Raw genomic sequence first — 12,954 nt, 5'->3', positions numbered from 1 at the left:
ACCATGAAACTTCCGGGCGGCCTACCAGCAGAGCAGTTCCTGCGGGAAAACTGGCAGAAAAAACCCAGAGTCCTACGGCAGGCCTTTCCCGACTTCCAGTGCCCGGTGTCCGCCGATGAACTGGCGGGGCTGGCCTGCGAGGAAGCCGTGGAGTCACGGATTGTCATCGAGAACGACAACGGCAAACCCTGGCAGCTGCACAACGGGCCGTTCGCGCCCGAACGCTTCAGTGAACTCCCGCAAACCCACTGGACTTTGCTGGTGCAAGGGCTGGACCATTGGGTGCCCGAGATCGCCGATCTGTTGGATGAGTTCCGTTTTGTTCCCAACTGGCGCCTGGACGACATCATGGCCAGCTACGCGCCACAAGGTGGCAGCGTCGGCCCGCATTTTGACCAGTACGACGTCTTCCTGCTTCAGGCCGAAGGCCAACGCACCTGGCAGTTTGGCGGCCACTGCGACGAAAACTCCCCCAGAGTCGATGGCACACCCCTGCGGATACTGAAGGACTGGGCGCCAGAGGAAACAGTCACTCTCAACCCTGGTGACATGCTCTATTTACCGCCGGGCATCGGCCATCACGGTATCGCCGATAACGACTGCATCACCCTTTCCATCGGTTTCAGGGCGCCAACCGTCGACGACCTGCTGACCGGGTTTACCGACTTCCTCTGCAGCCGCTCGGACACCAGCGAGCACCTGTCAGATCCCGACCTTGACGTACAGGACAACCCCGGCGCCATTAGTCCCGATGTGATCGGCCGGCTGGACCGCATCATGCGTGAAAAACTCCAGGACCGCCGCCAACTCGCGCTCTGGTTCGGGCAGTTCTCAACGGCACCCAAGAGCCTCGACATTGTGGTGCCGCCGGACGAGACCCTGACACCGGAATTTCTGAGCCAGCTCATTTCCGCTGACAACCAGATACGCTGGAACGAAGGCTCCCGCTTCGCCTATTATGAATTTGAAGATGAAACGGCGCTGTTCGTGGATGGCGAGCAATATCTGCTTCGCGGCGACGCCACACCTATCGCCGGGCTGCTTTGCGCCGGCGCCAGGCCTGACATGAACAGGCTGGCCGGTTTTGCCGGGGACGACGCCATCTGCGGACTGCTTTGTACACTGGTTAACCAGGGCTCACTCTACTTCGAATGACGGCACGGATACGCAAGTACAGCTGGCAACTGGCGCCGGGCACGGTGCGGGAGATTCGCCAGCGGGTATTTATCGACGAACAACAGGTACCACCAGAGCTCGAGTGGGACAGCACGGACGAGATTGCCGATCACTACCTCATGGTTTTGCCTGACAATACGCCTATCGGCGTTGCCCGGGTGTTCTCAACCCTGGGGGAAGTCGCTCATATCGGCCGGATGGCCATTCTGCCGGCATTCCGTGGCCAGGGCCACGGCCAGCATCTGTTGCGACATCTGATGGGGGAAGCCGGTGCGGAGTTTGGCCAGTTGCAGCTGTCCGCCCAGGAACATGCGATCCCCTTCTATGAGCAGTCCGGCTTTCACGTCTGCTCTGACGTCTACGACGATGCCGGTATCCCGCACTTCGATATGCGCTGCTACGCGCCCGGCCTGATACTCGACAACCTCGGGGACCACCCCAGGCCGATGATCGCGGGTGCGGACAGCAACGCCTGGCTATTTGACAGGGAAGACACCCAATTGAAACTGATGGATTCGGTGGTAGGCCAGGCCCGCCAGCGGGTCTGGCTGTATGACCGCTTTCTGGACCATGATTTGTACGACCGCGCCCGCTTTCGAGAGCTGCTGTCCGCCCTGGCCCGTCGTCATCGGCAAAGCGAAGTCCGGATACTGATTCACGATGAAAAACCCCTGGTAAAGCGGCGCCATCGCCTGGTGGAACTGATGCGGCGCCTTCCCAGCCATATCTTCATCCGCCTGATCAATCACGAACTGCCCTTTGAAGACCAGCCATTCCTGCTGGCTGACCGGGAAGGCGTCATTTACCGACACGATTTCGAGAACCCGGAAGGCTTTGCCAAGTTCGCTGATGGCGGGCGCGTAAAGCTGCTGGAGGATGCCTTCCAGCGCATGTGGGACGGCGGACGCAGCTCCATCGAATTGAGACAGCTACCGCTCTGAGTGCAGCATCCGGGCGGTCTCGGCGGACTCGAACTGGGCTCCGAAAGGCACAAACTCGGCGTCCACCTCCTCAGCGACTTCGGTAATCAATCGGCGCAGCCACTGATGGTCCGTGTTGTGCTGCAGTAACGGGCTCCACGCCATTTTCAGTTCAAACGGCGGAATCTCGAATGGCGGCACCTTAACCACAAGATTCGGGTTGTCCTTCTGCAGCCAGGCCGCCCGGGACGGCAGGGTCGCGATCAGGTCGTGCTGTTCTGCCAGCAGCATGGCCACCTGGTAATGGCGGGTGAACACCGAGATCTGGCGCTTACGCCCCATTCTGGAAAGAGCCTCGTCGACCCAGCCGAGCCGCTGTACGTCTTTGGGATTTACCCCTACGCCCACGCCAAAGCCGGTTTTGCTGACCCAGATATGGCTGGCATCCAGATAGGTATCGAGAGTAAAGGGCTCCCGAAGTATCGGATTGCGGGCATTCATCAGACAGGCAAAATATTCGGTCCAGAGCGTTTTCTGGTGGAAGGACTGCGGAATCTTGTCGAACCGGTTAATGGCCATGTCCAGCCGGCCCTGCTCCACATCCAGAAAGCTCACATCGCTTGGGGTAAGCACATCCAGCGTGACATGGGGCGCTTCCTGGCGAATCCGCCGCAGAACCCTGGGCATCAGGCAGGATTCAGCGTAATCACTGGCCATGATGCGAAAAACCCGCTGGCTTTCCATGGCCGCGAAAGCGCTTTTCTCATGAACGGCCTGCTCGATATCAGACAGTATGCCCCGCACCAGAGGCTGCAACTCGGTCGCACGCTCGGTTGCCGTCATACCCTCGCTGGTTCTGACCAGCAACGGGTCACCGAAAAGGTCTCTTAGCCGTCGCAGACCGTTACTCATGGCCGGTTGGGTAATACCCAGATGGTTGGCAGCTTTGGTGACATTGCGCTCCCGCAGGAGAACATCAAGATACACCAGCAGGTTGAGGTCTACGCGGGAAATGTCCATGCTCAGTCACCGTCCGAAACGTGCTTTTATTCATCAGATCTATTGCCACGAGGTTAACAATTCACGCCATTGATATGAAGCGGAAATGTTTACCTTTGGTTACCGGTATCTTTGGGTGTTTTCTGCTAATCTTTTGTTACTCGCTGGATTTTCGGGTTTTTTGTCTGATTCGTCCGGCCGCTTGTCCACCACTCGGAGTATCTGAACTGTCATGGATACCACAATGATTGTGCTGCTGCTGGCCGCGATCGTGACCGTATCAATCGTCATTATCGTAGGCAGCCAGATGCGTGAACGGGCCCGGATAGAGCGGGCACGCAAAATCACTGCTCTCGAAGATGCCTACAAACGCGCCAGCCGTCTGTTGTCGGAGCTGCCCGGGCAATACCTGACCAACGACCTGAAGCTTTTACTGATACGGAGTATGGAAGATTCCTGCCGATCGCTCGCGGCTCTGAAAGCCCGATCCGATGTCGCCGCCTGGCAGGCGTCTACCGCCGAACTTCGCCAGAAAGTAGAGAACAACGATGACCAGCGGACGCCGGTAAAAATAGATTCGCCCGATAAATCCAATTACGTGCAGGAACTGCTGCAGAACCTCTTCCGGATGATAGAGGGCATGCACAAGGCGGGTCAGATAGACGGCCCTACTGCCAAGAAAAATCTGAAATTTGTACTTTTTCTGGTTCATAAAACCCATGCCGACCTGCACGTATTCCAGGCCCGGGACCATGTCCGGCAGAACCAGATTCGCAAGGCCATCCACTCCTACCATCTGGCCAGCACCGAGATGGGCAAGTCCAGGGACAACCCGCTGGCGCTCAAAGCCGTCAAGAGCTTCCGTACCCGCATCAAGGAACTGGAAGCCATGGAGAAAGACGGCAAGCAGAGTCATCAGGAAGAGGGTCAGTCAAAACTCGACCGCGAGTGGGACACCTTTCTGCACGATGACGAATGGCGCAAAAAAGCGGATTACGATAACTGATACAACAACCCGGAAAGCTCAGACACAACGTATATACCGCTAACACACTCTGCCGGGCAGGAAACCTAAAGCGCTGTGACAACTCCATTCAAAAAACGGCTGTCCTTCAGACTGACCCGAGACACCGTTTTAATTGCCATGCTTCTGGGACTGATTCTGAATGTGGTTCAGGTGACACTGGACTACTTCAATGCCCGTGACTCCATGGAACAGGAAATCACTGCGCTGATTGATATCAGCCTCAGCCCTGCGTCCCAGATTGCCTACAATATCGATATCCGACTTGCTGAAGAATTGCTGGATGGCTTGCTGCGACACCCGGCCACCATCGACGCGCGCATCATCGACAGCAACGGCCAGACCATGGCGGCGGCCAGCCAGAGCAGCCCCGAATCCAGTTACCGATGGATCAGCGATATGCTGTTCGGCGCCAGCCGCAGCTTTCAGGAAGAACTCAAGGTACCCCAACTGAGCGACCTTTCCCTCGGTTACCTGACCATCACCATTGATACCTATCACTACGGCCTGCTGTTCCTGCAACGGGCCGGCTACACATTGCTCAGCGGACTGCTGAAGAGCCTGGTTCTGACCATCGCCCTGCTGACCATTTTCTATTTCACCCTTACCCGGCCGATGCTCAACGTGATTAATGCCCTGGGCCGGGTAAAAGCGGAAAGCCCGGAAAAAGCCAGATTGCCGGTACCGCCCAATCACCGGGACGACGAAATCGGGCAGATGGTGGGCATCATCAACCGGCACCTGGAAACCATCGATCAGAGCCTGGCGCAACTGCGCGATGCAGAAGCGGCCATCAAAAACTATTCGGGCAAGCTCGAGCATGAGGTTGAGGACCGGACCCGGGAGATTTCCGAGAAGAACGAGGCGCTCCAGCGCGGCAACAAGGCACTGGTGAGAGCCAAAGAGGACGCGGTCAGACGGGCCAGGGCACGAGCCAACTTCCTGGCCAGCATGAGCCATGAAATACGCACGCCGCTAAACGGCGTGCTGGGAATGCTGAGCCTGTCCCTCGAGAACGAGGTCGAGCCGGAACAGCGAAACCGGCTGGAAATTGCCCTGAATGCGGGCCAGAGCCTGTTGGGGCTGCTTAATGACATTCTTGATATCTCCAAGGTGGAAGCCGGCAAGCTCAGCCTGGAAACCATTCCCTTCAGTGTCCGCAATCTGGTCGAGGAATGCGCCACACTCCACGCCCAGCAAGCACGTCGCAAGAATATCGACGTGGTTGCAGACATAGACGGTCAGCTGCCGGAAACGTTTATCGGCGACCCCACACGGACCCGCCAGGTCCTGAATAACCTGCTGAGCAATGCCATCAAGTTCACTGAAAGCGGCAGCGTGAGGCTCTCTGTAACCCGGAATAACGGCAATGTTCGCTTCGATATAGTGGACACAGGCATCGGCATGTCCAAAGAGGGCCTGCATCGCATCTTCTCGCCCTTCTCCCAGGCGGATGCCGACACCACCCGGCTCTACGGCGGCACCGGCCTCGGCCTGACGCTCTGTCGGCAGCTGGTCGAACGCATGCATGGCCAGATACTGGTGGAATCGGAGCCGAATCAGGGCACCCACTTTACTGTCAGCTTGCCCCTGCCCGTGGAAGAACCGGGCACAGGCGTTGACCTGCCGGGGTCGCCGGTTCCGGATGAACTCAGGCGGGCAGGTGTGGACCTTGCCCTGTCAGACCATCACCCTCACCTTCGTCCCATCCGATCCCAGCTTGAAGCCTGGGGTATACCGGTCAGACAGGCGTCCACGGGCGGAGGCGGCATTCTGATTGCCTCTGTCGGAGGCAATGACGATGCCATCGACATTAACCCCGATACCTGGACCGGGGCCGGCGTTCTGCTGATTGACCGTTTTGGGCAAAGCCGAAGAAAGAACGGTCAGCCGCATCTGGCCATGCCTCTACGCCGCGGCCCGTTCCTCTTTGCGCTACGTAATACCATGGGGCTGGCAACCGGGACGGACGAAGACATCCGGGGCCGGATCGGGGAACCGCCGGGGGTTTACGGCACCGACAGCCAGACCGAAGCTGCGGGCGCCGACCGGCCAATGCGGTTTCTTCTTGTGGAAGACAACCATGTCAACCAGCTGGTCGCCAGCAGCATGCTGAAGAAGCTCGGTCATGAGGTGGTGGTCGCCGACCAGGGCCAGCAGGCGCTGGACATTCTTGCGTCGGACGACGCCTTTGACATGATTCTGATGGACTGCCAGATGCCCGTGCTCGATGGCTATGAGACCAGCCAGATTATCCGTCAGAACCCTGACTGGAACAGGCTCCCCATCATCGCCATCACCGCCAACGTCATGCAGGGAGACCGGGACGACTGCCTGGGATCGGGCATGAACGATTACATCACCAAACCCTATAACCGCGCTGACCTGAAGGCCATTATCGAACGCTGGGCGCCGCCCCCGACGGATGATACACCGCCGGGCTAACCCAGAAGTTTTTCTATGTCCGCACGAATGGCTTCAGGTTTTGTGGTGGGCGGATACCGGCCCACAACCCGGCCCTGCTGGTCCACCAAAAACTTGGTGAAGTTCCATTTCACGCCTTCAGAGCCCAGCAGACCCTTGGCCTCACGCTTGAGGTGCTGGAACAGAGGGTGGGCACCCGGACCGTTTACATCGATTTTCGAAAACATGGGGAAATCCACACCGTAGTTCAGGCTGCAAAACTCACTGATGGCCTGATCGTCGGCCGGGTCCTGATTTCTGAACTGGTTGCAGGGAAAGCCCAGCACCTCCAGCCCCTTGCCTTTCAAATCATTATAAAGCGACTGCAGCCCTTCAAACTGGGGTGTGAAGCCACACTTGCTCGCCGTATTGACGATCAACAGAACCTTTCCCCGGAATCTGTCCAGGGACTGCTCCTCGCCTTGAATACTGGTTGCGGTAAAGTCATACACCGTCTGCTCAGCCATCTTCCTTCCCTCTATCCGTTAAAACCATCGAATCCAGGCATCTATGCCACAATTCATCACAATTGCCCTGTTGTGCAGCGCCCTTGCTCCGCTAGAATACAGGCTTGATGAGAAATTGCGAGATCAACGACTTACACCGTTTTTAAGGACAACCCGGGCTTATGCAGAACTATCTGAAATCCGCCAAGCTGGATAACGTGTGCTACGAGATACGTGGCGTGGTTCTGCGTGAAGCCCGCCGGCTCGAAGAAGAAGGCCACCGGGTTCTGAAGCTCAATATCGGCAATCCGGCAGCATTCGAGCTGGACGTCCCGGAAGAGATCCAGCAGGACGTGATCTACAATATGCCGCTGGCCCAGGGCTATGTGGAATCCAAGGGGCTGTTCTCCGCGCGCAAGGCGGTGATGCACTACTGCCAGCAGATTGGTATCGACAAGGTCGACATCGACGACATCTTCCTGGGCAATGGCGTTAGTGAAATGATCGTGATGTCCATGCAGGCAATGCTCAACACTGGTGATGAAGTCCTGATCCCGGCGCCGGATTATCCCCTCTGGACCGCCGCAGTGACCCTCTCCAGCGGCAAGCCGGTCCACTACCGGTGCGATGAACAGCAGGAATGGTTTCCGGACATCGACGACATCAAGAAAAAGATTACCCGCCGCACCCGGGCCATCGTACTGATCAATCCGAACAACCCTACTGGCGCGGTGTATTCCCGGGAACTGCTAGAGCAGGTCGTTGAACTGGCTCGCCAGCACAATCTGATTATTCTGTCGGACGAAATTTACGACAAGATTCTTTACGACGGAACAAAGCATATCCCCACGGCTTCGCTGGCCGACGATGTTCTGTTCTTCACCTTTAACGGCCTGTCAAAGAACTATCGGGCGGCCGGCTATCGTTCCGGCTGGATGATCATCAGTGGCGCCAAGCACCGGGCACCGGACCTGATCGAAGGCATCGAAATGCTGTCCAATATGCGGCTGTGCGCCAACGTGCCGGCACAGCTGGCGATCCAGACTGCGCTGGGCGGCTATCAGTCCATCAATGACCTGGTGGCCCCGGGCGGACGGCTTTATGAACAGCGTGAGACCGCTTACAACCTGCTGAATGACATACCGGGCGTCAGCTGTGTCAAACCCAAAGGCGCGCTCTACATGTTCCCTCGCCTGGACCCGAAGCGTTTCCCGATCCAGAACGATGAGAAGCTGGTGCTGGACCTGCTGATACAGGAACGGATCCTTCTGGTTCAAGGCTCGGCATTCAATATCGACGACAAGCAGCACCTGCGCGTGGTATTCCTGCCCAGGGAAGACACTCTGGAAGACGCCATGAAACGTCTGGCACACTTTCTGGCGTCGTACCGGGTCTGACGGAGGCTGCAGTGGCAGATATTCACATCGAGGAATTCTACAAGGACAGCGCCATTGCACTGGTGCAGCTCTACAACGCGTTTCCCAGAAGGGTGAACCTGTTTGTCGAGGATATCGCGGGGTCAGACAGCCCGGATGAGTTCGGCCTGCACAGCAAACGTCATATGGCCTGTTTCGGAACCCTGCTGTGGCTGGCCGAGGAAAACCTGCTGCGCTATGTGGACACCATCCGCCAGGACGCGCTGGACCAGGCAGTACTGACCCAGCAGGCCTTTATCCAGCTGAGCGCGCCCGCCCGTGCCGATCTCGAGCCCGGCCAGCCAGCACCGGACCCGGCCCTGCCACCGGCCATCCGCAGTGACCTCTCCACCAATATCCACGCCATCCGCGATGCCCTCAAAAGCGGCAGTTCTGCCCGTATCAGCCGCGTTATGCAGGCTATTTTCTTCCAGGATCATTAAATTGGCGTAAACCTCTTGATCCGGAGTTCCCAGTCCCTATAACTGCCTCATAATGCACGACATCAACGGCGCCCAGAGCCGTGGGGATCAGGACAGACCATGAGAATTCTACTGTTTTTTGCCACTAACCTTGCGGTGATTCTGATCGCAAGTGTCACGCTCCGATTGCTTGGCGTTGATTCCTATCTCGCCCAGAACGGTATCCAGTATGGGTCGTTGCTGGCGTTTGCGGCCGTGTTCGGCTTTGCAGGCTCCATCATTTCCCTGCTGATTTCCAAACGCATGGCAAAATGGAGTACCAAAGCGCGGGTCATTGAAACTCCAAGGACACCTGCAGAACGTTGGCTGGTGGAAACAGTGGCCCAACTGGCCCAGAACGCCGGCATCGGTATGCCCGAAGTCGCCATTTTTCCGGCCAGCCAGTCAAATGCTTTTGCAACGGGCTGGAACCGGAACCAGGCGCTGGTTGCCGTCAGTGAGGGGCTTATGTCCCGCTTCAGCAAAGAGGAGATCCGCGCAGTACTTGGCCACGAAATCGGCCATGTCGCCAATGGGGACATGGTAACCCTGGCACTGATTCAGGGCGTGGTGAACACCTTTGTCATTTTTGCCTCGAGGGTGATCGGCTCGGTCGTGGACCGGGTGGTGTTCCGCAATGAAAGCGGTCACGGCCTGGGCTTTTTCGCGGTCAGTATTGCGGCGGAAATCGTGCTCGGCATCCTCGCCAGTACAATCGTGTTCTGGTTCTCACGACGCCGTGAATTCAGGGCCGACATTGCCGGGGCCCAGCTGGCAGGCCGTAGTTCAATGATCAGCGCGCTGCAGCGCCTCAAGCGGGAAAGTGAGGTGCCGGATCAGATGCCGGACACTCTGCAGGCATTCGGCATTAATCGCGGCGCGAGGGGTGGCCTCAGTGCTCTGTTCATGACCCACCCTCCTCTGGACAAGAGAATCGAAGCGCTGTCCAACGCCCAGCTCTGAGGGCCGCGATCAGAGTTTGAGCTTGAAGCCCAGGGCGCGGAAGGTGTCCTGGGCGGATTTGCTGGTGCCCTTGAGCTGGATCTTGAGGCTGGAGAATTCCCGCCTGACCGGGTATTCGCGGCGAAGCCGGTCAAACTCCCGACCGCGCTCGTCTGCAGCAAGGCTCAGGCTGCGCCTGAACCGGGCATCGTCCCGTCTGGGATCAAAACAGCAACGAATCGCAGTGCTGGCGGCATCCATTTCATCGGCGGCGCTGGTGAACGACAGTTTGCTCAGCGCCGGCTCTGGCAGAAACTGGCCCGACTGTTTCCTCACCGGCAGGCCCATGAAACGGCTCAGGGCCTGATAGATCATCTCGGTGCCCTGCACTTTTCCTTCAAGGCTGTACCCGGCGATATGGGGCGTGGCAATCCACGCAAGTTCTGCCAGTTCCGGGTTGATTCTCGGCTCGTTCTCCCACACATCCAGTGCCACGCAGGGTGAGTCGGCCTCAGCCAGTCGCTGCACCAGGGCGGCGGTATCAATGACTTCACCGCGACTGGTATTGATCAGTAACTGGTCGGCGTTCAGCGCAGCCAGCCTCGGCGCATCAAGCAGATGATAGGTGGGGTGGTCCCCATCGCGCACTAAAGGTGTATGCAGCGTCACCACATCGCACTTCAGAGCCTCATCCAGCTCAGCGAACGCTTCTTCGTCCTCTTCCTCGACTTCAGCCCTGGGCGGGTCACAAACCACCACGTCAAAGCCCAGACGCTCGAGCTTGTGTGCCAAACCACCGCCCACGTTACCCGCACCAACAATTCCGACACTAAGTTCGGTCCAGTCGTTGATACAGAGCTTTTCAGCTCGCAGGGAGATGAGCGACAGCACATATTCAACGACGCTGTTGGCGTTACAACCCGGCGCCGCCGCGAAGGCAATACCGGCGGATTCCAGCCACTGCTGGTCAATATGGTCAGTACCAATGGTGCAGGTTCCGACAAAACGGACCCGGCTTCCCGCAAGCAGCTCTTCATCCACTCGCGTAACCGAGCGCACCAGCAGGATATCCGCGTCTTTCACCTCGGCCGCGGACATGGCGCGCCCGGGAACCTGACGAATGTCGCCAATATCGCTGAAAAACGACTCGAGTAAGGGAATATTTTCGTCCGCTACGATAATCATGATGCTGTTTTCCGGCCAGTCATTATCTGCGTGGTCGCTGACCGCCAGAGCGGCCGCCCGAGCTACGGTTGCCCGGAGGCGGACGGCGTCCGCCCCGTTTCCGTGTGATTGGCGGTTTTTCCATTTCAGCCATCAACGCTTCTTCCGGTACGGCCGTTGTCAGCTTCTGGCTGATATAGGATTCAATCGCCGGCAGCGAGAAGGCATCGTCTTCGCTGGCGAAGCTTACCGAAACGCCGGTTTTTCCAGCCCTGCCGGTACGACCGATCCGATGCACGTAATCTTCGGCGTTGTCGGGCAAATTATAGTTGAATACATGGGTGACGCCGTTAACGTGAATACCACGACCGGCGACGTCCGTTGCCACCAGCACCTGGATACTGCCCTCCTTGAACTGTTCCAGGGTTTTCAGGCGTTTGTTCTGTGCAATTTCACCGGACATCAGCGCGACTTTCACGCCCTGATTGCGAAGATCCTCGTCCAGGTCCCGGCACTGATCCCGGCGGTTGGCAAACACCAGCGCCTTTTCCACTTCCGGCTTCTTGAGATAGTTCACCAGCACGGGCAGCTTTTCATCCTCGCCCACCAGGTAAACCGTTTGCTCCACACGCTCTGCCGTTTTCTGTTCCGGCTCGATCTCCACAAATTCGGCGTTTTTGGTCCACATGGAGGCCAGATTCAGCACATCCTGGTTAAAGGTGGCGCTGAACAGCAGGGTCTGCCGCTCTTCCTTGGGCGTGCACTTGCGGATGATCCGTTTCACGTCAGGTATAAAGCCCATGTCCAGCATGCGGTCCGCTTCGTCCAGAATCAGGATATCAAGCTGGTCGAGGAACACATCCTGGGAGCCCAGGAAGTCGATCAGCCGGCCCGGAGTCGCTACCAGAATATCCACGATCTCGTTCTGCAGCTGGTCACGCTGCTTGTCGTAGTTCATGCCGCCAACAACGGTCACCACGTTATGGCCGGTGTATCCGCACAGCTCTTCCGCATCCTTGGCAATCTGCATTGCCAGTTCCCGGGTCGGCGCCAGAGCAAGCACTCGGGGCTCGGAAGCAAAACGGTCCTGGGCGGGAATCGGTGTTTCCAGCATGCTCTGGATGGCGGTGATCAGGAAGGCCGCGGTCTTGCCGGTACCGGTCTGGGCCTGACCAATCAGATCCTGACAGGCCAGGGTAAAAGGCAGTGTCTCTGCCTGAATGGGCGTACAATACCGGAAACCGATATCGGTAATGGCATCAAGTACTCGCTGATCCAGATTCAGATCTTTGAACAGCGTCTTGCCGGATTCTGGTGTATCGGATGTCATAGGAACTTAACTTACCTCGGTGTCTGTCTCGGAGCACTTGATTTCCCGACGCCCGGTCTGTTGCTGCCAGACCCGCCGAAAATCGTCGGATGTTCCATAAAATGTCCTGAGCGCGCGGAAAAACGTCCCGGCGCGCGCGGGCATGCCATGAGTCAGGTAGCGGTCTGCCTGGCCGAGGACATTCCGACGAAACGCCGCTTCATCAACGGCGCCATCACCCGAGAGATTATCCACGGAGATATGAAACCGCGATCCGGCCGCGGCCGAAAACAGCCACTCCAGAGCCTGCGGTTTCACTTCCACCGCCTCGAAGGCCTGCTGTTGTTCGGTGGTTCGACCGTCGGGACAATACCAATAGCCATAGTCATGGAGTGTGCGGCGCTCCACACCTGCGATACACCAATGACTGATTTCGTGCAGAGCACTGGCATAATACCCGTGAGCGAAGATAATCTGGGCGAAGCCATTCGCTTCGTCTGCTGGTATATATTCTGGCTCGCCGCCGCCTCTGACCAGAACCGTCCGGAAGGGTCCCCGGAACAGGTCGTTGAACAGCATGATAAGATCATTCGGGTCGTGCTTCATGGGAAGGCCATTGTGCGACTTTCGGGCTG

General features: G+C 57.8%; 12 protein-coding genes. 7 read left to right on the top strand and 5 right to left on the bottom strand.

The genetic code is table 11. The features are described from left to right. The first annotated feature begins 3 nt into the window (after positions 1–3). Positions 4–1,155 carry a cupin domain-containing protein gene (locus tag FPL19_RS13335; RefSeq protein ID WP_150913035.1) on the top strand — a complete coding sequence of 384 codons (1,152 nt, stop codon included), beginning with the start codon at positions 4–6 and terminating at the stop codon, positions 1,153–1,155. After that, the gene (locus FPL19_RS13330; protein WP_150913034.1) at positions 1,152–2,117 is read left to right on the top strand and encodes a GNAT family N-acetyltransferase; all 966 of its coding nucleotides are present in this window, start codon (positions 1,152–1,154) and stop codon (positions 2,115–2,117) included. The genes FPL19_RS13335 and FPL19_RS13330 overlap by 4 nt, the downstream gene beginning before the upstream one ends. Here the strand turns inward: FPL19_RS13330 and FPL19_RS13325 are convergent. After that, positions 2,106–3,116, bottom strand: a complete 1,011-nt coding sequence (locus FPL19_RS13325) for a LysR family transcriptional regulator (RefSeq protein WP_150913033.1) — start codon at positions 3,114–3,116, stop codon at positions 2,106–2,108. The two genes, FPL19_RS13330 and FPL19_RS13325, sit on opposite strands and share 12 nt — an antisense overlap. A gap of 211 nt (positions 3,117–3,327) precedes the next feature. On the opposite strand from FPL19_RS13325, the gene FPL19_RS13320 reads away from it, so the two are divergent. After that, positions 3,328–4,101 carry a hypothetical protein gene (locus FPL19_RS13320; RefSeq protein WP_150913032.1) on the top strand — a complete coding sequence of 258 codons (774 nt, stop codon included), beginning with the start codon at positions 3,328–3,330 and terminating at the stop codon, positions 4,099–4,101. Between the two features lie 138 nt (positions 4,102–4,239). Next, the gene (locus FPL19_RS13315; protein WP_150914231.1) at positions 4,240–6,564 is read left to right on the top strand and encodes a hybrid sensor histidine kinase/response regulator; all 2,325 of its coding nucleotides are present in this window, start codon (positions 4,240–4,242) and stop codon (positions 6,562–6,564) included. Here the strand turns inward: FPL19_RS13315 and FPL19_RS13310 are convergent. Beyond that, the gene (locus FPL19_RS13310; RefSeq protein ID WP_150913031.1) at positions 6,561–7,049 is read right to left on the bottom strand and encodes a glutathione peroxidase; all 489 of its coding nucleotides are present in this window, start codon (positions 7,047–7,049) and stop codon (positions 6,561–6,563) included. The two genes, FPL19_RS13315 and FPL19_RS13310, sit on opposite strands and share 4 nt — an antisense overlap. Positions 7,050–7,210: 161 nt before the next feature. Between FPL19_RS13310 and FPL19_RS13305 the strand changes: the two genes are divergently transcribed. From FPL19_RS13305 to htpX, 3 genes are all read left to right on the top strand, one after another. Beyond that, positions 7,211–8,425 (top strand): pyridoxal phosphate-dependent aminotransferase, encoded by a 1,215-nt coding sequence (locus FPL19_RS13305; protein ID WP_150913030.1) that lies wholly within the window; start codon positions 7,211–7,213, stop codon positions 8,423–8,425. 11 nt (positions 8,426–8,436) lie between these two features. Next, the gene (locus tag FPL19_RS13300) at positions 8,437–8,886 is read left to right on the top strand and encodes a hypothetical protein (protein ID WP_150913029.1); all 450 of its coding nucleotides are present in this window, start codon (positions 8,437–8,439) and stop codon (positions 8,884–8,886) included. Positions 8,887–8,985: 99 nt separating this feature from the next. After that, the gene (gene htpX / locus FPL19_RS13295; RefSeq protein ID WP_150913028.1) at positions 8,986–9,867 is read left to right on the top strand and encodes a protease HtpX; all 882 of its coding nucleotides are present in this window, start codon (positions 8,986–8,988) and stop codon (positions 9,865–9,867) included. Between the two features lie 9 nt (positions 9,868–9,876). Here the strand turns inward: htpX and pdxB are convergent, their stop codons facing one another. The 3 genes from pdxB to FPL19_RS13280 are packed head-to-tail and all read right to left on the bottom strand — an operon-like array spanning position 9,877 to position 12,925. Then, positions 9,877–11,031 (bottom strand): 4-phosphoerythronate dehydrogenase PdxB, encoded by a 1,155-nt coding sequence (gene pdxB / locus FPL19_RS13290; protein ID WP_150913027.1) that lies wholly within the window; start codon positions 11,029–11,031, stop codon positions 9,877–9,879. A 22-nt stretch (positions 11,032–11,053) separates the two neighbouring features. After that, positions 11,054–12,340: a DEAD/DEAH box helicase gene (locus tag FPL19_RS13285; protein ID WP_150913026.1), complete on the bottom strand. Its 1,287-nt coding sequence runs from the start codon at positions 12,338–12,340 to the stop codon at positions 11,054–11,056. Positions 12,341–12,346: 6 nt separating this feature from the next. Beyond that, complete coding sequence (locus FPL19_RS13280; RefSeq protein ID WP_150914229.1) at positions 12,347–12,925, bottom strand: elongation factor P hydroxylase; 579 nt, start codon at positions 12,923–12,925, stop codon at positions 12,347–12,349. Positions 12,926–12,954: the final 29 nt, after the last annotated feature.

The sequence above is a fragment of the Marinobacter halotolerans genome (genome assembly GCF_008795985.1).
Taxonomy (GTDB): Bacteria; Pseudomonadota; Gammaproteobacteria; order Pseudomonadales; family Oleiphilaceae; genus Marinobacter; species Marinobacter halotolerans.
The sequence above is the reverse complement of the archived record's forward strand: the minus strand, read 5'-3'. Positions and strand labels throughout refer to the sequence as shown.